This window comes from Streptomyces sp. NPDC021100 (assembly GCF_044333095.1).
Lineage (GTDB): Bacteria > Actinomycetota > Actinomycetes > Streptomycetales > Streptomycetaceae > Streptomyces.
In genome coordinates, this window is record NZ_JBIRQH010000004.1 from 171143 (window position 1) to 191150 (window position 20008).

15 protein-coding genes are annotated in these 20008 nt (G+C 71.0%); 7 read left to right on the forward strand and 8 right to left on the reverse strand.

The features are described 5' to 3' along the window. Positions 1 to 34: 34 nt before the first annotated feature. A complete protein-coding gene (locus ACH4PU_RS10185; RefSeq protein ID WP_398268910.1) occupies positions 35 to 766 on the reverse strand; it encodes a GntR family transcriptional regulator in 732 nt (243 codons plus the stop codon). A 131-nt stretch (positions 767 to 897) separates the two neighbouring features. Here ACH4PU_RS10185 and ACH4PU_RS10190 point away from each other — a divergent pair, with 131 nt between their 5' ends. The 4 genes from ACH4PU_RS10190 (at position 898) to ACH4PU_RS10205 (ending at position 4205) form a co-directional block, all read left to right on the forward strand. After that, positions 898 to 1479 (forward strand): flavoprotein, encoded by a 582-nt coding sequence (locus tag ACH4PU_RS10190; RefSeq protein WP_398268913.1) that lies wholly within the window; start codon positions 898 to 900, stop codon positions 1477 to 1479. Positions 1480 to 1685: 206 nt separating this feature from the next. Further along, positions 1686 to 2612 carry a ribosome-inactivating family protein gene (locus ACH4PU_RS10195; RefSeq protein WP_398268916.1) on the forward strand — a complete coding sequence of 309 codons (927 nt, stop codon included), beginning with the start codon at positions 1686 to 1688 and terminating at the stop codon, positions 2610 to 2612. A 25-nt stretch (positions 2613 to 2637) separates the two neighbouring features. After that, positions 2638 to 3435 carry an aminotransferase class IV gene (locus ACH4PU_RS10200; RefSeq protein ID WP_398268919.1) on the forward strand — a complete coding sequence of 266 codons (798 nt, stop codon included), beginning with the start codon at positions 2638 to 2640 and terminating at the stop codon, positions 3433 to 3435. 68 nt (positions 3436 to 3503) lie between these two features. Continuing rightward, entirely contained in the window at positions 3504 to 4205 is a 702-nt protein-coding gene (locus ACH4PU_RS10205; RefSeq protein ID WP_398268922.1) for a bleomycin resistance protein, read from the forward strand. 10 nt (positions 4206 to 4215) lie between these two features. Here ACH4PU_RS10205 and ACH4PU_RS10210 read toward each other — a convergent pair whose 3' ends face one another. The 7 genes from ACH4PU_RS10210 to ACH4PU_RS10240 form a co-directional block, all read right to left on the reverse strand. After that, complete coding sequence (locus ACH4PU_RS10210; RefSeq protein ID WP_398268925.1) at positions 4216 to 5037, reverse strand: hypothetical protein; 822 nt, start codon at positions 5035 to 5037, stop codon at positions 4216 to 4218. A 185-nt stretch (positions 5038 to 5222) separates the two neighbouring features. Then, entirely contained in the window at positions 5223 to 6530 is a 1308-nt protein-coding gene (locus ACH4PU_RS10215; RefSeq protein ID WP_398268928.1) for a PAC2 family protein, read from the reverse strand. Between the two features lie 182 nt (positions 6531 to 6712). Further along, on the reverse strand, positions 6713 to 7768 hold the full coding sequence (locus tag ACH4PU_RS10220; protein ID WP_398268931.1) for a hypothetical protein: 1056 nt from the start codon (positions 7766 to 7768) through the stop codon (positions 6713 to 6715). A 138-nt stretch (positions 7769 to 7906) separates the two neighbouring features. Further along, positions 7907 to 9514: an FAD-dependent oxidoreductase gene (locus ACH4PU_RS10225; RefSeq protein ID WP_398268934.1), complete on the reverse strand. Its 1608-nt coding sequence runs from the start codon at positions 9512 to 9514 to the stop codon at positions 7907 to 7909. A gap of 14 nt (positions 9515 to 9528) precedes the next feature. After that, positions 9529 to 11064, reverse strand: a complete 1536-nt coding sequence (gene glpK / locus ACH4PU_RS10230) for a glycerol kinase GlpK (RefSeq protein ID WP_398268937.1) — start codon at positions 11062 to 11064, stop codon at positions 9529 to 9531. A gap of 44 nt (positions 11065 to 11108) precedes the next feature. Further along, entirely contained in the window at positions 11109 to 11891 is a 783-nt protein-coding gene (locus tag ACH4PU_RS10235; protein WP_398268940.1) for an MIP/aquaporin family protein, read from the reverse strand. 372 nt (positions 11892 to 12263) lie between these two features. Beyond that, positions 12264 to 13028 carry an IclR family transcriptional regulator gene (locus ACH4PU_RS10240; RefSeq protein WP_398268943.1) on the reverse strand — a complete coding sequence of 255 codons (765 nt, stop codon included), beginning with the start codon at positions 13026 to 13028 and terminating at the stop codon, positions 12264 to 12266. Positions 13029 to 13301: 273 nt separating this feature from the next. Here ACH4PU_RS10240 and metH point away from each other — a divergent pair, with 273 nt between their 5' ends. From metH to ACH4PU_RS10255, 3 genes are all read left to right on the forward strand, one after another. Further along, positions 13302 to 16802 carry a methionine synthase gene (gene metH, locus ACH4PU_RS10245; protein WP_398268946.1) on the forward strand — a complete coding sequence of 1167 codons (3501 nt, stop codon included), beginning with the start codon at positions 13302 to 13304 and terminating at the stop codon, positions 16800 to 16802. Between the two features lie 337 nt (positions 16803 to 17139). After that, positions 17140 to 17838: an HAD family hydrolase gene (locus ACH4PU_RS10250; RefSeq protein WP_398268949.1), complete on the forward strand. Its 699-nt coding sequence runs from the start codon at positions 17140 to 17142 to the stop codon at positions 17836 to 17838. A gap of 453 nt (positions 17839 to 18291) precedes the next feature. Continuing rightward, positions 18292 to 19890: an ABC transporter substrate-binding protein gene (locus ACH4PU_RS10255; protein WP_398268952.1), complete on the forward strand. Its 1599-nt coding sequence runs from the start codon at positions 18292 to 18294 to the stop codon at positions 19888 to 19890. Positions 19891 to 20008 lie beyond the last annotated feature (118 nt).

Here is a 20008-nt window from a genome sequence, read left to right on the forward strand (position 1 = left end):
AAGTGTGGGGGCCGTGTGCGGAGTTGACGCCTTTCTAGTCGTTCATCGAGTACTCGTCCGTACGGGTCCACCTGCCTCCCGGGCTCACCCCGACCTCGTAGGTGATCGCCCGGCCGTCCGCGTCGTAGGCCACATGCCGTGCCTCGGCCACGGCCGCAGGGCCGTCGAGCCGCAGCAACTCCAGCTCCTCCGCTGTGGCGAGGCGCGCCGTCCACCAGTCGCGACCGGTGTGCGGCCGTCGTCCGGTCTGCATTTCGACGTAGCGCGTGGTGCCCTCCCGTACCCGTTCCCGGTGGAGGAGGCGCGGCGCCTGTGCCGCGACCTCCGCCGTGAACCAGGACCACGAGGTCGCCGTGGGAACCTCACCCTCGAAGGTGACGCGGTGCCGTCGTACCACCGGCTCACCGGCCTCGATCGCGAGGACGGTGGCCACGTCCTCCGGTGCGGGGAGTGTCTCCGCCCCGACGATCTCGGCGTACTCCCCGGCGGTGTAGATCTGGCCGGTGCGCACCGCGGTGCGGTATCGCTCGCCGGCGGTCCGCGCCAAAGGCGCCCGTTCCCGCACCGTCGAACCCGTGCCCTGACGGGTCTCGATCAACCCCTCCTGGCGCAGCACGTCAAGTGCGCGGACCACGGTGGCTCGCGCCACCGACCAGCGTTCCGTCAGCTCGCGCTCGGAGGGCAGGGCGTCACCGGCCTTCAGCTCGCCACGAACGATGCGCCCTCGCAGGTCGCCTGCGATCTGATCGTATTTCGGTAGCGCCATGAAAACCCCAACTCATCTGGTGGACCAGTCCAGTAGTCATGGTGGTGACGTCAGGACGCTCGGTCAAGGCCGCGCGACCCCGGGAACCTCGGCGGCGGGCGGTCCGTTGCGATGGTCCGGGAGGTGCAGTGATGGAGTGCGGCCAGGAGTCGGTGGCTCACGAGTCGTGTGAAGCGGACGGCGTTCTGTACGCGATCGTCTGCGCCGCCGGTCCCGCGCGGGACGCGAAGCGCCTGGTCGTCGCCGCGAAGCAGCGCGGCTGGGACGTGTGTGTCATCGGGACGTCCGCCGCCGCCGAGGGCGGCTTCCTTGACGTCCCCGCGCTCCAAGCCGCGTCGGGGCGGGCCGTGCGCAGCACCTGGCGCCGGGAGGGGGAGGAGAAGCGGAACCCGCCCGCCGACGCGGTGGTCGTGGCGCCGATGACGATGAACACGGCCAACAAATGGGCGGCGGGCATCGCCGACACGTACGCTCTCGGGCTGCTCACCGAAGCCGTCGGGCTCGGGCTGCCGGTGGCCGCGCTGCCGTTCTGGTCGACCGCGCTGGACGCGCACCCCGCCACCCGGCGTTCGCTGGAGGTGTTGCGGAGCACCGGGGTGCGGGTGGTGTACGGCCCGGGGGAGTGGGTGCCGCACGCGCCTGGGAGTGGCGGGCGGCATGTGGACGGCTATCCGTGGGAGCGGGTGTTGGACGCCGTCGTGCGTCCGGGATGAGGTCCGCGAGGTGTGGCCGAACGCCGTCGGTGGCCACCGTGCGCTACCAGAGCAGGAGTGTGCGCGCAGTGGACGGTTCGCGCAGGTCAGGGGCGCCTACGGTGAACCCGGTCGCCGCTTCCGCCCCGCTCGCCTCCCCCGGGCGCGGGGCGGGAGCGACGGTTTCGATCGCTCGGATCCCGTCACCGTAGGAAGAACACATCCCCATGCGTAAGACCCGCCTCGCCCGCTCCCTGCTCCTCTCCGGCGTCGGCCTCGCCATGGCCGTCACGGGCACGCTCACGACCGCCGGTACGGCCGAGGCGCGCACCGAGTGGCGTCACATGTCGCACGTGTACATCAACCTGGCGGACGAGGGCGCCAGTGACCACCAGCGTGACGACTACTCGGCGTTCGTCCAGAGCCTGCGGAACGCCGCGGCCGGGTGGAACACCCAGGAGACGCAGCTGGAGGACGTCGGCATCATCCAGGCCTCGCTGACGGCGCCGGACGACCAGGGGCACCGGCACCAGGTGCACATCTGGATCAACCCCTCCAACCTCTACGTCTGGGGCTTCTCCAACGAGCAGGGCACCACGTTCCAGTTCAACGACATCAACGGCGCGCTGGGCAGCCGGCTGGCGGAGACCGACACCCCGCGCCCGGACGTCAACACCAACGTCCAGACGCTGAACTTCGGCTCCAACTACAACTCGCTGACCGGCGCGGCCCGGCGCGGCCGCGAGGGCATGCCGATCAGCTACAACGACATCCGGGCCTCCATCGTGCAGCTGGCGACCGTGACCACCCCGAGCGCCGGCAGCCAGCGTGAGAACACCGCCCGGTCCCTCAGCCTGATGATCCAGATGCTGCCGGAGGCCGCCCGGTTCAACGACGTCGAGGGCACCTTCCGCACCGCCATGGGCACATGGACCCCGCAGAACGGGCTGCCGCACCAGCAGCAGGAGCTGGAGAACTCGTGGGACGCCCTCTCCGAGTACTACCACCGTGTCTCCGCCGGGCAGAACGCCACGGCTCCGTTCCTCCCGTCGATCGGCACGGTGAACGGCGCCGACCAGGTCCGCCGGTACGTGCGGCTGACCCTGGGCCGGGGCAGCATGGCCAACGGCGACTGGAACCACGACGAGCTCTGAGCGATCAGCCTCGTAGGGTGGGGAGATGAACGCTCTCTCCACCCCGTACGTCGAGGTCGACGGCCGTCCCGTCGCCGCCGACCCCCTGTTCCTCGCCCTCCTCGGCGGCTATGGTCACATGACCGCGATGGAGATCCGGAACGGCCGGGTCCGAGGACTGGACCTGCACCTCGCGCGGCTCGACGCCGCCACCCGCGAACTGTTCGGTGAAGGCCTGGACGGCGGACTCGTCCGCGAACGCGTCCGCGGTGCCCTGCGGGCGGCCGGGGTGACGGACGCCGCCGTCCGCGTCTACGTCCACCTGCCGCCCGGTGACGGGACGGTCCGCCCGGCCACCACGGTGATCGCCCGGCCGCCGACGCCCGAGCCGGCGGCTCCGCAACGCCTCACCGCCGTCCCGTACCAGCGGCCCGCGGCGCACCTCAAGCACACCGGTGTCTTCGGGCAGTCGTACCACCTGCGCCGAGCCCAGGCCGCCGGCTTCGACGAGGCCCTGCTCGTCGCCCCGGACGGCACCGTGGCCGAGGGGGCCATCACCAACGTGGGCTTCGTCGAAGGCGACACCGTCGTCTGGCCGGACGCCCCCGCCCTCGACGGCATCACCATGCTCCTGCTCCGCCGTGAGCTCGACCGGCTCGGCCTCCCCTGGCTCCGCCGCCCCGTCCGCCTCGACGACGTCCCCTCCTTCGACGGCGCCTTCGTCACCAACTCCCTCGGCGTCGCGCCCGTCGGCCGGATCGACGAGCTGACCCTCCCGGCGGACGTGCCCGTGGTGGAGCGGCTGCGGTCGCTGTACGCGGCCGCGGAGTGGGAAGTGATCTGAGCGGCAGGGAACGGGAGTTCGGGAATATGCCGGTGCGGCACTAGTCAAGTTTGACTACGGTGTCGTGCATGGCTGAGACGACGATCCCCATCCTTCCCTGCCCCGATCTCCGGCCCGTCCTCGACTTCTGCACCGCCCTCGGTTTCGAGGTGACGTACCGTCAGACGAGCCCCAATCCGTACGCCGTCGTCCGGTACGGCGGGATCGAGCTGCACTTCTTCGGGGTGAAGCAGCACGACCCGGCCGCCTCGTACAGCACCTGCTACGTCCGCACGGATGACGTCGACGGGCTCCACGAGGCGTTCCGCCAGGGGCTGAAGGAGGCGTACGGGAAGGTGCCGACGCGCGGGCTGCCGCGGTTCGGGGCGGTGAAGGACACCTCGCACGGCGTGCGGCAGTTCCTGATGACGGACCCGGGCGGCAACTGCGTCCGGGTCGGGACCGTGACGAGCGCCGACCAGCGCCACCGGCCCGCGCCCAAGGAGGCGTTCGCGCGGGCGCTGCACTACGCGTCGCTGTTCGCGGACTCCAAGGCGGACGCGGCCGGGGCCGCCCGGGTCGTCGACCGGGCGCTGCGTACGGAGGGCGAACGCCCCACGCCCGTCCAGCTGCTGCGGCTGCTGGCGCTGCGGGCGGACGTCGCCGGGCGGCTGGGGGGCGAGGCGGGCCGGGAGGAGGCGCTGGCCCGGGCTGCCGCGGTCGAACTCACCGCCGAGGAGCGGGAGTCGGTCCGTGACGACCTCGCCCGGCTCGACGAACTGCGCGGCTGAGAGGGGAGCTTCAGCTCACGGGGTCGATGCCCCGGTACGCCTTGTCCCGGACCTCCTGGAGCCAGGCGTCCTCCGTGACGACGTCCTTGCCCTTCGGGATGCGGATCCCCGGGTCGGCGCCGAACTCCGCGTACTCCTCGGTCACGCTCGTGCTGCCCTTGGAGCCCTTGCCGTGCTCCGCGCCCTTGACCGGGATGTCGTCCTCGCCGATCCACAGGTCGATGTCGACCTTCTCCAGGCCGTCCTTCCGGTGGTTCTCGACGTAGAGCTCGCGGAGCCAGTCCCGCATCACGTCGCCCTTGTACGCCGCCAGGTCGCTGAGGACGACCGTGCCGGCGAAGTGCGTGGCCTTGTGGCCGTTCACCTTCTCCCTGCCCACCTTCCGCACGTCCTTCGACGTGCGCAGGACGCCGAGCAGCTTGGGCAGCGAGCCCTCGGCGGTCTTCTGGACGTCCTCCGGCTTCGGCGGCTCCTCGCCCGCGTCCAGGAGGCTGCTGCTCACCCACCGGCCGTCGGCGATCTTCGCGTCGCGCGTGTAGAGCGTCTGGTCCTTGCTCATCGCGTGCGCGAAGCGCTCCGGCTCCTTCTTGCCGTCCTTCGTCCGCGTCCGCCACGTCTTGCGCTCGGCCAGATCGGGCTTGCGCGAGAAGGAGTACTCGCCGCGCTCGGTCCCGTCGAGCTCGGTGACCTGCCGCTTCGTCCGGTAGGAGTTGGCCCCCGCCGTCTTCTCCGCCGCGGCCTTCAGGGCGGCCTGCGGGTCGCGGGTGTCCTCCTTCTCCCCGCCGCCGCACGCGGTGAGCGAGAGTGCGAGGGCGGTCCCGGTGGCCGCCATGACGTATTTCCTGAGCGCCTTCACGGCCGTTCTGTCCTTTTGTCGAGCGATATGACAAGCGATATGACGTATAGGGGTGAAAAGGAAGCGTACGCGCCGCCCGTGGCCGGCCGGCGACCGGGTCCGCACGGACAGCGGAAGGGGCGCCCCCAAGCGGTGGGCGCCCCTTCGGCCGGAGCTTCGGACTACTCGCCCTGCGGCGGCGGACCGTTCTCGTCCTCACCACCGCCGCGCTCGCCGCCGGTACGGCCTTCCCCGCCGGAGCCCGAGCCGGAGCCGGAACCAGAGTCGGAACCGGCAGATCCGGAGCCCGATCCGGAGCCCGAGGCGCCGTCGCCGCCCTCCGACCCTTCCGCCTGCTCCTTCGGCGCCCGCCGCGGTGGACGCGTCCGCCCGCTCGTCGTGTCGCGCAGGTACGAGGCGTCCCGGCCGCCCGGCTCGCCGAAGCCCGGTTCGGCCGCCAGGCCGCCCGGCTGCCCCGGCCCCGAGACCGCGCCGGGACCGCCGGGACCTCCGGGGCCGCCGGCCCCGCCCGGTCCGCCGACCGGGCCCGGCCCGGCCCCCGGCCCCGACTGCCCGTCCCGCCGCCGCAGATAGCGCTCGAACTCGCGGGCGATGGCCTCGCCCGACGCCTCCGGCAGGTCCGCCGTGTCCCGCGCCTGCTCCAGCGACTGGACGTACTCGGCCACCTCGCTGTCCTCCGCCGCCAGCTGGTCGACGCCGAGCTGCCAGGCGCGCGCGTCCTCGGGCAGGTCGCCCTGCGGGATGCGCAGGTCGATCAGGTCCTCGAGGCGGTTGAGGAGAGCCAGCGTGGCCTTGGGGTTCGGCGGCTGCGACACGTAGTGCGGCACCGCCGCCCACAGGCTCACGGTGGGCACACCCGCGTGCGTGCACGCCTCCTGGAGGATGCCGACGATGCCGGTCGGGCCCTCGTAGCGGGACTCCTCGAGGTCCATGGTGCGCGCCAGGTCGGGGTCGGAGGTGACCCCGCTGACCGGCACCGGCCGGGTGTGCGGGGTGTCACCGAGCAGCGAGCCCAGGATCACCACCATCTCCACGCCCAGCTCGTGGGCGAAGCCCAGGATCTCGTTGCAGAACGAACGCCAGCGCATGCTCGGTTCGATGCCCCGGACGAGCACCAGGTCACGCGGCCCCTTCGGGCCCCCGATGCCTCCCGGGCCGCCGATGCCCGCCGTGCCCCCGGTGTCCCCGGCCTCACCCGTGCCCCCCGGACCGCCGCCGGTGCGCACCACGGACAGCCGGGTCGTCGGCCAGGTGATCTTGCGGACCCCGCCGTCCAGCCAGACGGTGGGCCGGTTGACCTGGAAGTCGTAGTAGTCCTCCGCGTCCAGCGCGGCGAAGACCTCGCCCTTCCACTCCCGGTCCAGGTGCGCGACCGCACTGGAGGCGGCGTCTCCGGCGTCGTTCCAGCCCTCGAAGGCACAGATCATGACCGGGTCGATCAGCTCGGGAACTCCCTCAAGCTCGATCACCCAGCGCCTCCTTCCGACCGGCGCGGAGGGGTCCCTTCCATCGCCGGTTGCCGTTCAGTGCAGTTGTCAGTGCAGTTGTTCGCAGGTCTCGTGCGTGCGCCCCCAAGCCTACGACTTCCGGGACCGCTGTCCGCAGTCCGCGCAAGGGATGCTCATCACCCTCGCGTCACCGGGAGCCGCCGTCACCCTCGCTTGCCCCACGCCTCGCGGTACGCACGCCAGTCGCCCTCCGTCGCGGCGAAGTCCGCGTACAGGGCGACGCCGAACCGCTCGCGGTGCCGGTCCTCGCGTGTCAGTCCGAGCCGGGCGCCGCGCAGCGCCGCGGCGGCCGTCTCCGCCGAACCGTGGTGGCCCATGTCGTCGGTGTGGAAGAACGGCAGTCCCATCAGCAGATCAGTACCGGCCGGGGTGACCTCCAGCGCCAGCCGCGTCTGCTGGGCGACGTAGCCGCCGTACAGGCTCTCCCAGGGCAGCGCCGTGTCGTACGACATGACGGCGATCTGGTCGGTGCGCCGGGCCACCTTCGCGAAGTACCCCTGCGACCACCACTTCCGCCCGCCGAACGCGCGCGACGCCGCGTGCATCGACGGCAGCGGGTCGATCTGCTGCGCGGCCACCGACAGCACCCCGCCGCCCGAACGGACCGCCGGGCGAAGGGAGTCCAGCAGGGTCAGGAAGCCGCCGTCGCCGTCGGCCACCGGCTCGACGTCGAGGTGGACGCCCTCGAAGCCGGCCGTCAGCACCTGCCGGGCGCTCGCCACCACCGCGCCCCGGGTCGCGGCGGACCCCAGCCGCAGCCCGCCCGTCCCGCCGTGCGCGACCACGTCGCCGAGCCACGCCTGCACCCGGACGCCGGGCAGCTCCCGGTGGACGGCGTCGATCAGCCGGCGCGCGCCCCGGTAAGCGGAGGCGGGCAGGGTGCCGTCGTGCTCCAGTGGGCCCGCGTGGACGTACAGGTCCCGGACGCCGCTGCCGCCGACGCGCCGCTTGAGGCCGGCCAGGTCCTGGTCCGTGCGGCGGCCGTCGACCCAGGCGTGTCCGAGCCAGACGGCGTCCCGCCCGCGGGTGACGGCGTCGTCGGCGGGCGCGCCCGCGTACGAGGCGCGCAGGGCCCCGGCGGCGGCCACCACCGGGACCGCGACGACGAGGAACAGGACGAGTGCGACGCGCTTGACGGTCCGCCTGCGCGGCAGGCGCCGGAGCCGGCGCAGCCGGGCCCGGATCCGCGGCCAGGTCATGATGGCCCCCCTTTCTCCTCCAGGGACGGGGGAGGGGCGCCACCGGTTGCCTCTTACAAGAGGAAGACGGCAAAGGGGGGAGGGACGTCACACGTCCCTCCCCCCTTCAGAGGCCCTTCACGGCCGTGGCGGCGGGGATCAGCCCTTGCGCTCCAGCATGTCCTTGACCCGGGTGCGGACGTTCTCGTCGTCCAGGCCGCGGATGGTCAGCGTGGTGCGGCGGCGCAGCACGTCGTCGACCGTCTCGGCCCACTCGTAGTCGCGGGCGTAGGCGACCTGGGCCCAGATCTCCGGGCCGTCGGGGTGGATGCGCTCGCCGAGCTCCGGGTTCTCGTTGGCCAGGCGCGCGATGTCGAAGGACAGCGAGCCGTAGTGCGTGGCGAGGTGACGGGCCGTCAGCGGGTCCATCCGGGTGCCGGGCTCGCGGTCCACCAGCAGGCGGTGGGCGACGGCGTTGGGGTTGGCGACACCGGGCAGCGGGGTGCGGCGGACCAGGCTGGAGACGGGCTCCATCTCCTCGGTCAGCGGGCTGCCGGGCACCTTGGCCAGCTTGGTCATGACCGTACGGCCGATGTGGCGGTACGTGGTCCACTTGCCGCCGGCGACGGACAGCATGCCGCCCTTGCCCTCGGTGACCACGGTCTCGCGCTTGGCCTGGGCCACGTCGCCGGGGCCGCCGGGCAGCACCCGCAGACCGGCGAACGCGTAGGTCATCAGCGAGCGGTCGAGGTCCGCGTCGACGATGGAGAAGGCGGCCTCGTCCAGGATCTGCTGGATGTCCTCCTCCGTGGCGCGCACGTCGGCCGGGTCGCCCTCGTACTGGGTGTCGGTAGTGCCCAGGAGGAGCTGGTCCTCCCACGGGAGGGCGAAGGTGATGCGGTACTTGTCGATCGGGGTGGCCATGGCGGCCTTCCACGGCGACTTGCGCTTCATCACGATGTGCGCGCCCTTGGAGAGGCGGATGGAGGGGGCCGCGCCCTTGTCCTCCATCTTGCGCAGGTGGTCGACCCACGGGCCGGTGGCGTTGAGCACCACGCGGGCGTCGATGCCGAACTCGGCGCCGTCGACGCGGTCCTTGAGCTCCGCGCCGGAGACCTTGCCGTGCGTGAAGCGCAGCCCGGTGACCTCGGCGTGGTTGAGGACGACCGCGCCGGACTCGACGGCCGCGCGGACGGTCATGACCGCCACACGCGAGTCGTTCATCTGGTGGTCGTAGTAGACCGCGACGGCCTTGAGGTTGTCCGTGCGCAGACCGGGGTTGTCGGCCTTGGCGCGGGACGGGGAGATCACCTTGCCGACGCCGTCGCCGAAGGCGGACAGCGCCGAGTAGGCGAAGACACCGGCGCCGAGCTTGGCGGCGCCGACCGGCCCGCCCTTGTAGACGGGCAGGTAGAAGGTGAGCGGGTTGACCAGGTGCGGGGCCACGTCCTTGGCCAGCACCCGGCGCTCGTGGTGGTTCTCCGCGACCAGCTTGACCGCGCCGGTCTGCAGGTAGCGCAGACCGCCGTGGACGAGCTTGGAGGACGCGGAGGAGGTGGCGCCGGCGAAGTCGCCGGCGTCCACCATCGCGACCCGCAGTCCCGACTGCGCGGCGTGCCAGGCGACCGAGGTGCCCAGGATGCCGCCGCCGATGACCAGGAGGTCGTACGTCGCGTTGGACAGTCGCTCCCGGGTCTCGGCGCGGCCCGGGTTGGCACCGGCGGCCGGGTGCGTTCCCAGGGTCGGAACGCTCTGCGGGGTAGTCATGAGTTGCTCCTCAGTCAGCTCTCGTCGTCGATCCAGCCCATGGTCCGCTCGACGGCCTTGAGCCAGTTCTTGTACTCGCTGTCACGCTTGTCAGCGTCCATGCGGGGGGTCCACTCGGCGGCCCGGCGCCAGTTGGCGCGGAGGGCGTCGGTGTCGGGCCAGAAGCCGACGGCCAGGCCGGCGGCGTAGGCGGCGCCGAGGCAGGTCGTCTCGGCGACCATCGGGCGCACCACGGGCGCGTCCAGGAAGTCCGAGAGGGTCTGCATCAGCAAGTTGTTGGAGGTCATGCCGCCGTCGACCTTGAGCGCGGCCAGCTCGACGCCGGAGTCCTTGGTCATGGCGTCGGTGATCTCGCGGGTCTGCCAGGCGGTCGCCTCGAGGACGGCGCGGGCGATGTGCGCCTTGGTGACGTAGCGGGTCAGGCCCGCGATGACACCGCGCGCGTCGGAGCGCCAGTAGGGGGCGAACAGGCCGGAGAAGGCCGGGACGAAGTAGGCGCCGCCGTTGTCCTCGACGCTGGAGGCGAGGGTCTCGATCTCGGCGGCGGACTTGATGAGGCCCATCTGGTCGCGCATCCACTGCACCAGCGAACCGGTGACGGCGATGGAGCCTTCCAGGGCGTAGACCGGCTTCTGGTCGCCGATGCGGTAACCGACGGTCGTCAGCAGGCCGTTGTACGACTGGACGGGCTCGTCGCCGGTGTTCATCAGCATGAACGTTCCGGTGCCGTAGGTGGACTTGGCCTCTCCCTTGTCGAAGCAGGTCTGGCCGAAGAGGGCCGCCTGCTGGTCGCCGAGCGCGGAGGCGACCGGGACGCCGTCCAGGGCGCCGCCCTTGGCGTTGCCGTAGACCTCGGCGGAGGAGCGGATCTCCGGCAGCACGGCGGCCGGGATCTCCATGGAGGAGAGGATGCGCTCGTCCCACTCCAGCTTGCGGAGGTTCATCAGCATGGTGCGGGAGGCGTTGGTGACGTCCGTGACGTGCACACCGCCGTTCACGCCACCGGTGAGGTTCCAGATGACCCAGGAGTCCATGGTGCCGAAGAGGATGTCGCCGCGCTCGGCGCGCTCGCGCAGGCCCTCGACGTTGTCCAGCAGCCAGCGGACCTTCGGGCCGGAGAAGTAGGAGGCCAGCGGAAGGCCGGTCTCGCGGCGGAAGCGGTCCTGGCCGACGTTGCGGCCGAGCTCGCGGCAGAGGGCGTCGGTGCGGGTGTCCTGCCAGACGATGGCGTTGTGGACCGGCTCGCCGGTGTTCTTGTCCCACAGCAGCGTGGTCTCACGCTGGTTGGTGATGCCGATGGCCTTGACGTCGGCGGCGGTGATGCCCGCCTTCTCGACGGCGCTCGCGACGACTTCCTGGACGTTGGCCCAGATCTCCTTGGCGTCGTGCTCGACCCAGCCCGGCTTGGGGAAGATCTGCTCGTGCTCCTTCTGGTCGACGGAGACGATGCGGCCGTCGCGGTCGAAGACGATGCAGCGGGAGGACGTCGTGCCCTGGTCGATGGCCGCGATGAACGGGCCGTGACCGTGGGTGCCGTGGGTGCTGGTCATGTGGTCTCTTGCTCCTGAGGTCTGAGGGTCTCGGCTGTCGTGCGTCAGAACGCGAGCTTGTGGATGCCTGCCGCCAGGGCGGCGCCGGCCAGCGGGCCGACCACCGGGATCCAGGCGTAGGACCAGTCGGATCCGCCCTTGTTGGGCAGCGGAAGCAGCGCATGCACGATACGCGGGCCGAGGTCGCGCGCGGGGTTGATCGCGTAACCGGTGGGGCCGCCCAGCGAGAGGCCGATGCCGACGACCACGAACGCGGTCATCAGGACGCCGGTACCGCTGACGGCCAGACCCGCCGTCAGGCCCTGGGTCAGGATGGCGAGGACGAGCACGGCGGTACCGATGATCTCGGTCGCCAGGTTCTGCACGACGTTCCGGATCTCCGGACCGGTGGAGAAGATGCCGAGCACCGGGCCGGCCTGCGGAGTGGCGGTCTGGTCGACCATCCCCTCCTTGGGGTTCAGCGTGGCCACCAGCTCGGGGTCGGTCAGGTGGGCCTGGAACTGCCCGTAGTAGGTGATCCAGACCAGCGTGGCGCCGATCATCGCGCCGAGCATCTGGGAGCCGATGTAGAGGGGAACGTCACTCCACTTGGTGGCGCCGTCTATGGCCAGACCGATGGTGACGGCCGGGTTGAGGTGGGCGCCGGAGGGCTTCGCGATGTACGCGCCCGTCAGCACGGCGAAGCCCCACCCGAAGGTGATGGCGAGCCAGCCCGCGTTCAGCGCTTTCGAGCGCTTCAGGGTGACGGCGGCGCAGACGCCACCGCCGAGCAGAATCAAGACGGCGGTACCGATGGTCTCGCCGATGAAGATGTCGGAGCTGGACACCCGCGACTCCTTTGTCCTTCGTCCAGGGGAAGGCGAACCCCGGGTACCTCCGGAGGTCCGCGCCCTCCGTGAGGGCGGTGACCGGTCGTCCCATGGCCCTTGCAGCACTGCACGCACTGCACACCATAGCGAATATTGTCGTCAGGTGTTCGACAATGCCGACCGATGCACGGCAGTTTTCTGCACCGTAAGGGGCCCGTCAAGGGTTCTGTGACCGGAAACTCCAGGCCAACTGGCCAGAAATGTACGTTTGGATACCGGCCGGTAACGAAGGGGTCTCGCGAGGCCCGGAGCGGGCGGAGAAGTGGATCTTCGCGGGCCTGTCGGAGGGGGTGCGCGGGCCCGGGGGAGGGCGGTCGGGCCGGGAGGCCGTCAGAACCGGCCGGCGCCCAGGTCGCGGGAGACCGCGCGGGCGCAGTCCCGCACCGCCGCGATCAGCTGCGGGCGCAGCTCGCCGCCCTCGCAGACGCGCTCGACGGCGCCCGTGACGCCCACCGCGCCGACCGGCATCCGGCGCCGGTCGTGGATCGGGGCGGCGACGGAGGCGACGCCCGCCCAGGTCTCCTCGACGTCCGCGGCCCAGCCCCGGGCGCGGGTGAGGTCCAGCATCCCCTCCAGGCCGTCGAGGTCGGTCACGGTGCGGTCGGTGAACGCCTCGGGGCCGGTCTCGGTCAGCTGGCTGTGGGCCACCGGGTCGTAGGCGCACAGGACCTTGCCCAGGGCGGTGCTGTGCAGCGGGTGCATCGCGCCGACCTCCAGCACCTGGCGGCTGTCGTCCGGCCGGAAGACGTGGTGGATGATCAGGACGCCCTGCTGGTGGAGGACGCCGAGGTAGACGCTCTCGCCGCTGGCGCGGGCCAGGTCGTCCGCCCAGACCAGGGCGCGGGCGCGCAGCTCGTGGACGTCCAGGTAGCTGTTGCCCAGCCGGAGGAGCTCGGCGCCCAGTTGGTAGCGCCCCGAGGCCGGGTCCTGCTCCACGAAGCCCTCCTGCTGGAGCGTGCGCAGGATGCCGTGCGCGGTGCCCTTGGCGAGCCCCAGCGCGGAGGCCACGTCGGACAGTCCCAGCCTCCGCTCGCCGCCCGCGAGCAGCCGCAGCATCGCCGCCGCCCGTTCGAGCGACTGGATGGTCCGTGCCATCGAGCAACCTCCTCCAAAATGCCGTTCGGCATTGCTGAACACTATCGGCCGATGCCGACCCTGGGGTAGCCGACGCTGGCGTGATCATGATCGCTGAGGCCCCGCCCGGGCGCGTACCGCGCGGCCCACCGGACGCCGTACCCCGCCCGATACCGCATGTCCGCGGCATGGGACACCCCCTGCTTTCCGCGGGCACTGCGGCTACGCTTGCGGCGTGCGCCTTCTCCAGGAGGGCGCAAAGCCGACAGCCGTCGCAACCACGGGAGCACCTCCATGGCCCTGCAGCCATCGACCGTCCGTTCATCCCGATCCGACCTGCTCCGGGAGGCACTCGCCACCCGGGTCGTGGTCGCCGACGGGGCCATGGGAACCATGCTCCAGGCGCAGGACCCCAGTCTCGACGACTTCGAGCAGCTCGAAGGCTGCAACGAGATCCTCAACGTCACCCGGCCCGACATCGTCCGCTCGGTCCACGAGGCGTACTTCGCCGCCGGCGTCGACTGCGTCGAGACCAACACCTTCGGCGCCAACCACGCCGCGCTCGGCGAATACGACATCCCCGACCGCGTCTTCGAACTCTCCGAGGCCGGCGCCCGCGTCGCCCGAGAGACCGCCGACGCCTTCGCCGCCGACGGCCGCCCCCGCTGGGTCCTGGGCTCCATCGGCCCCGGCACCAAGCTCCCCACCCTGGGCCACGCCCCCTACACCGTCCTCCGCGACGCCTACCAGGCCAACGCCGAGGGGCTGATCTCCGGCGGCGCCGACGCGCTGCTCGTCGAGACCACCCAGGACCTCCTCCAGACCAAGGCGTCCGTCCTCGGCGCCCGCCGCGCCCTGGAGGCCACCGGCACCGACCTGCCGGTGATCGTCTCGGTGACCGTGGAGACCACCGGCACCATGCTCCTCGGCTCGGAGATCGGCGCGGCCCTCACCGCGCTGGAGCCGCTCGGCATCGACATGATCGGCCTCAACTGCGCCACCGGCCCCGCCGAGATGAGCGAGCACCTCCGCTACCTCGCCCGGCACTCCCGCGTCGCCCTCTCCTGCATGCCCAACGCCGGCCTGCCGGTGCTGGGCAAGGACGGCGCCCACTACCCGCTGTCCCCCGCCGAACTGGCCGACGCGCAGGAGACGTTCGTCCGCGAGTACGGCCTGTCGCTGGTCGGCGGCTGCTGCGGCACCACCCCCGAGCACCTGCGGCAGGTCGTCGAGCGCGTCCGCGGCCTGACCCCCACCGAGCGCTCGCCGCGTCCCGAGCCGGGCGCCGCCTCCCTCTACCAGACCGTCCCCTTCCGCCAGGACACCTCGTACCTGGCCATCGGCGAGCGGACGAATGCCAACGGCTCGAAGAAGTTCCGCACGGCCATGCTGGACGGCCGCTGGGACGACTGCGTGGAGATGGCCCGCGAGCAGATCCGCGAGGGCGCCCACATGCTCGACCTCTGCGTCGACTACGTCGGCCGGGACGGCGTGGCCGACATGGAGGAGCTGGCCGGCCGCTTCGCCACCGCCTCCACCCTGCCGATCGTCCTCGACTCCACCGAGGTGGACGTCATCCGGGCCGGCCTGGAGAAGCTCGGCGGCCGGGCCGTCATCAACTCCGTCAACTACGAGGACGGCGACGGCCCCGAGTCGCGGTTCGCCCAGGTCGCCCGCCTCGCGCGGGAGCACGGCGCGGCCCTGATCGCGCTGACCATCGACGAGGAGGGCCAGGCCCGCACGCCGGAGAAGAAGGTGGAGATCGCCGAGCGGCTGATCGCCGACCTCACCGGCAACTGGGGCATCCACGAGGAGGACATCCTCGTCGACACCCTGACCTTCACCATCTGCACGGGCCAGGAGGAGTCCCGCAAGGACGGCATCGCCACCATCGAGGCCATCCGGGAGCTCAAGCGCCGCCACCCGGACGTCCAGACCACCCTGGGCCTGTCCAACATCTCCTTCGGCCTCAACCCGGCCGCCCGGATCCTGCTCAACTCCGTCTTCCTCGACGAGTGCGTCAAGGCGGGCCTGGACTCGGCCATCGTGCACGCCTCCAAGATCCTCCCCATCGCGCGCTTCGACGAGGAGGAGGTCACCACCGCCCTCGACCTCATCTACGACCGCCGCTCCGAGGGCTACGACCCGCTGCAGAAGCTCATGCAGCTCTTCGAGGGCGCGACAGCGAAGTCGTTGAAGGCGGGCAAGGCCGAGGAACTCCTCGCCCTGCCGCTGGAGGAGCGGCTGCGGCGCCGCATCATCGACGGCGAGAAGAACGGCCTGGAGGCCGACCTCGACGAGGCGCTGACCGAGCGCCCGGCCCTCGACATCGTCAACGACACCCTGCTGGAGGGCATGAAGGTCGTCGGCGAGCTGTTCGGCTCCGGCCAGATGCAGCTGCCGTTCGTCCTCCAGTCCGCCGAGGTCATGAAGACCGCCGTCGCCCACCTCGAACCGCACATGGAGAAGAGCGACGCCGAGGGCAAAGGCACTATCGTCCTCGCCACCGTCCGCGGCGACGTCCACGACATCGGCAAGAACCTCGTCGACATCATCCTCTCCAACAACGGCTACAACGTCGTCAACCTCGGCATCAAGCAGCCCGTCTCGGCCATCCTGGAAGCCGCGGAGGAACACCGCGCGGACGTGATCGGCATGTCGGGCCTCCTGGTGAAGTCCACCGTGATCATGAAGGAGAACCTGGAGGAGCTGAACCAGCGCAAGCTGGCCGCCACCTACCCGGTGATCCTCGGCGGTGCCGCCCTCACCCGCGCCTACGTCGAACAGGACCTGCACGAGATCTACGAGGGCGAGGTCCGCTACGCCCGCGACGCCTTCGAGGGGCTCCGGCTGATGGACGCCCTCATCGCCGTCAAGCGCGGCGTCCCCGGCGCCACGCTCCCCGAACTCAAGCAGCGGCGGGTGCCCAAGCGGGACACCCCGGTGGTCGTGGACGAGGAGCCCAAGGGCGCCGTCCGCTCGGACGTCGCCACCGACAACCCCGTGCCCACGCCGCCCTTCCGGGGCACCCGCGTCGTCAAGGGCATCCCCTTGAAGGACTACGCGTCGTGGCTCGACGAGGGCGCCCTCTTCAAGGGCCAGTGGGGCCTGAAGCAGGCCCGCGCCGGCGGCCCCAGCTACGAGGAACTCGTCGAGACCGAGGGCCGGCCGCGGCTGCGCGGCTGGCTCGACAAGCTCCACACGGAGAACCTGCTGGAAGCGGCCGTCGTCTACGGCTACTTCCCCTGCTACTCCAAGGGCGACGACCTCATCCTCCTCCACGAGGACGGCACCGAACGCACCCGCTTCACCTTCCCCCGCCAGCGCCGCGGCCGCCGGCTCTGCCTGGCCGACTTCTTCCGTCCCGAGGAGTCGGGGGAGCGGGACGTGGTGGGCCTCCAGGTCGTGACCGTCGGCTCCCGGATCGGCGAGGCGACGGCGGAACTCTTCGCCTCCGACGCGTACCGCGACTACCTGGAGCTGCACGGGCTGTCCGTGCAGCTGGCGGAGGCGCTGGCCGAGTACTGGCACGCGCGGGTGCGCTCGGAGCTGGGCTTCGGGGGCGAGGACCCCTCCGACGTGGAGGACATGTTCGCTCTGAAGTACCGCGGCGCGCGGTTCTCCTTGGGGTACGGGGCCTGCCCCGATCTCGAAGACCGGGCGAAGATCGCGGAATTGCTGGAGCCGGAGCGGATCGGGGTGCGGCTGTCGGAGGAGTTCCAGCTGCATCCCGAGCAGTCGACGGATGCGATCGTGATTCATCATCCGGAGGCGAAGTACTTCAACGCGCGGTAGCGGTGCGCCTGCGGCGGGCTGTGCCCCGGTCCCGCCCTTTCTCCCCCAGCTACCGCTGGGAGGTGCCCCCAGTTTCTTGGGGGGGCAAGCCCCCGCACCCCCGGGGGACGGGCTATTCAGCCCGTCCGGCGTTTGAGGACGAGCGGCGAAGCCGCGACAAGGGGGTCTGGGGCGCAGCCCCAGGAAACGGCGAAAGGGCGGGACAGGGGCGCCGAAAAACGAAGGAGCGCTCCGGCGCCCCCCGCCGTAAACTGTTCGTCCGGTAGCAGAAGGCCGGTCCGCCGCCCCGCGAGGGGCAAGGCGGACCGGCCTTCTCGTCCCCTCAGGAGGTGCGCGAATGACCAGCGGCATTCCCACGGTCGCGACCAGGCCCGCCCGAGGCGGCGGCGCCCTCGAAGCCGTCCTCCTCGACATGGACGGCACCCTGGTCGACACCGAGGGCTTCTGGTGGGAGGTGGAAGTCGCGGTCTTCGCCGAGCTGGGCCACCAGCTCCTGGAGGAGTACCGCGAGATCGTCGTCGGCGGCCCCATGACCCGCAGCGCCGCGTTCCTGATCAAGGCCACGGGCGCGAAGATCGCCCTCGCCGAGCTGACGGCCCTCCTCAACTCCCGCTTCGCCGAGATGATCGGCTCCGGCGTCCCCCTGATGCCGGGTGCGAAGCGCCTGCTCACCGAGCTGGCGGCGCACGACGTGCCGACCGCGCTGGTCTCCGCGTCGCACCGGCACATCATCGACCGGGTGCTGCGCACCCTCGGCCCGGAGCACTTCACGCTGACCGTGGCGGGTGACGAGATGGAGCGCACCAAGCCGCACCCCGACCCGTACCTGCTGGCCGCCGCGAGACTCGGGGTCGCCCCGGAGCGCTGCGCGGTGGTCGAGGACACCATGACGGGGGTGACGGCGGCCGAGGCGGCCGGCTGCCGGGTGGTGGCGGTGCCCTCGGTGGGGGCGATCCCGCCCGCGGCCGGGCGGACGGTCGTCCGTTCCCTCGAAGAAGTCGATCTCCGTTTTCTGCGCAGCCTGATCGGATCATGAAGGAACGCCGGTCACCACAGGTGTTTGGTGCGCACACCGAGCGTTGACGGTGGAATGCTCAAGAAACTCTGAGCGCCGGTCCCGTCGTTTTGCGTGATCAAAGCGACGGTAAAAGCCAAGGGGTACGAGATCATTTCCGGAGTGACCTTCGTCACCGGCCCGAGGCTATCGCGGCGTCGACTCTGCGCCGTTCTGACGCTTTGTCGACGGCGTGGGCGCACCCTTGTGTCCCGATTGGTTCACTGGTGCGCGAATCGTTCCCTCGCCCGGATATCCGCCAACCCGCCGCCGTTATCGCGGCGTGATATCGCATCAGAGAGACCGCGTTCCGGTCCCCTCGGCGCCGCCACTAATCTCTTGGCGAGTACTTCACGGCACCCCGTGGGGCCCGTGCCGCAACGCATCCGTACGGAGTCCCGGGCGCCGTTCGCACCACAGGGAGAACACCGGACAATGAACCGCAAGACGTTGGTGCTGCCGACCGTGGTGGGCCTGCTGGCCCCCGTGCTCGTCGCCTGTGGTGGGGGCGACGGAGCGGGCAAGGGCAAGGGCGCCATCGTCGTCGGCACCACCGACCGGTTCGAGCAGACGACCGACGCTCCGGCCCCCTTCGACCCCGCCGCCGCGTATGACATCGGCGCCTGGAACGTGCTGCACAGCGCCTTCCAGACGCTGCTCCGGCTGCCCCGCTCCGGCTCGGAGCCGGAGCCGGACGCCGCCTCCAAGTGCGCGTTCAGCGACCGCCGCAACGAGCAGTACCGCTGCACCCTGCGCAGCGGGCTGAAGTTCAGCAACGGTCACGAGATGACCGTCAAGGACGTCAAGTTCTCCGTCGAGCGCGCCCGCACGATCAACTTCGAGAACGGTCCGGTCTCGCTGCTGAGCAACATCGACAGGGTCGAGACCCCGAACGACCGCGAGATCGTCTTCCAGCTGAAGACGCCCGACGCGACGTTCCCGCAGAAGCTCGCCACCCCGGCCGCGGCCATCGTCGACAGCCAGGCGTACCCCAAGAACAAGCTGATGGGCGACGGCTTCAAGGTCGTCGGCTCCGGCCCGTACACCCTGGAGACCCAGGAGCAGGACGGCCGCGCGGTCAAGGTCGTGCTCACCAAGAACCCGGACTACCAGGGTTCGGTCAAGGTGCAGAACGACAAGGTCGAGATGCGCTTCTACGACGACGCCAAGACGATGGAGAACGCCCTCAAGGGCGGCGACATCGACATGGCGAACCGCACCCTGTCGCCCGAGCAGATCGACCGGCTGCGCAACGCCACCGACCAGCAGGTCCGGCTGCTGGAGTCGGCCGGCTCGGAGATCGGCTACCTGGCCTTCAACACCGACGACCCGGCCGTGAAGCCGAAGGCCGTCCGGCAGGCCATGGCACAGCTGGTGGACCGTCAGGCGCTGGCCCGCGAGGGCTACGACCGGACCAGCGACGCCCTGTACTCGCTGGTGCCCAGCGGCATCCCGGGCCACCAGAACTCGTTCTCCAACCAGTACGGCAACCCCAGCGCCGACAAGGCCCGCGCCCTGCTGAAGAGCGCCAACATCAGCACCCCGGTGCGGTTCACCCTCGCCTACTCCTCCGACCACTACGGCGAGGCCACCGCGCGGGCGTTCAAGACGTTCCAGAAGCAGCTCAACGGCAGCGGCCTGTTCGACGTCAAGCTCCAGGACGTGAAGTGGGCGGAGTTCCGCCCCAACGCGGCCAAGGGCGAGTACGCGGTCTACGGCATGGGCTGGTTCCCCGACTTCCCGGACCCGGACAACTTCATCGCCCCGTTCTTCGGCAAGGACAACTTCCTCCGGTCCCGCTACCAGAACGCCAAGATCAACGACCTGATCCCGCGGACCCGGCAGACCGCCCAGCGCGACTCGGCGGCCAAGCTCTTCCAGCAGGCCCAGGACATCGTCGCGGACGAGGTGCCGGTGCTGCCGCTGTGGCAGGGCAAGCAGTACGTGGCGGTGCGCGGGGGCCTCACCGGCGCCGAGTGGGCGCTCAACGCGGCCTCCGAGCTGCAGCCCTGGGAGCTCGTCCGCGGCAAGTGACGCACAACACGGCGACGACACCCTGCCGTGCTGAGAACACCCCTTTTGCAACACAACGCTCCACCTGTACAACAAGCTCCACAGAACGGCCTTGAGGGGCGGGCCCGTGCCCGCCCCC

Coding starts and splice junctions, on each gene's coding strand:
- ACH4PU_RS10185 (WP_398268910.1), bottom strand. CDS start 766: ATGGCGCTACCGAAATACGATCAGATCGCAGGCGACCTGCGAGGGCGC.
- ACH4PU_RS10190 (WP_398268913.1), top strand. CDS start 898: ATGGAGTGCGGCCAGGAGTCGGTGGCTCACGAGTCGTGTGAAGCGGAC.
- ACH4PU_RS10195 (WP_398268916.1), top strand. CDS start 1,686: ATGCGTAAGACCCGCCTCGCCCGCTCCCTGCTCCTCTCCGGCGTCGGC.
- ACH4PU_RS10200 (WP_398268919.1), top strand. CDS start 2,638: ATGAACGCTCTCTCCACCCCGTACGTCGAGGTCGACGGCCGTCCCGTC.
- ACH4PU_RS10205 (WP_398268922.1), top strand. CDS start 3,504: ATGGCTGAGACGACGATCCCCATCCTTCCCTGCCCCGATCTCCGGCCC.
- ACH4PU_RS10210 (WP_398268925.1), bottom strand. CDS start 5,037: ATGGCGGCCACCGGGACCGCCCTCGCACTCTCGCTCACCGCGTGCGGC.
- ACH4PU_RS10220 (WP_398268931.1), bottom strand. CDS start 7,768: ATGACCTGGCCGCGGATCCGGGCCCGGCTGCGCCGGCTCCGGCGCCTG.
- ACH4PU_RS10225 (WP_398268934.1), bottom strand. CDS start 9,514: ATGACTACCCCGCAGAGCGTTCCGACCCTGGGAACGCACCCGGCCGCC.
- glpK (WP_398268937.1), bottom strand. CDS start 11,064: ATGACCAGCACCCACGGCACCCACGGTCACGGCCCGTTCATCGCGGCC.
- ACH4PU_RS10240 (WP_398268943.1), bottom strand. CDS start 13,028: ATGGCACGGACCATCCAGTCGCTCGAACGGGCGGCGGCGATGCTGCGG.
- metH (WP_398268946.1), top strand. CDS start 13,302: ATGGCCCTGCAGCCATCGACCGTCCGTTCATCCCGATCCGACCTGCTC.
- ACH4PU_RS10250 (WP_398268949.1), top strand. CDS start 17,140: ATGACCAGCGGCATTCCCACGGTCGCGACCAGGCCCGCCCGAGGCGGC.
- ACH4PU_RS10255 (WP_398268952.1), top strand. CDS start 18,292: ATGAACCGCAAGACGTTGGTGCTGCCGACCGTGGTGGGCCTGCTGGCC.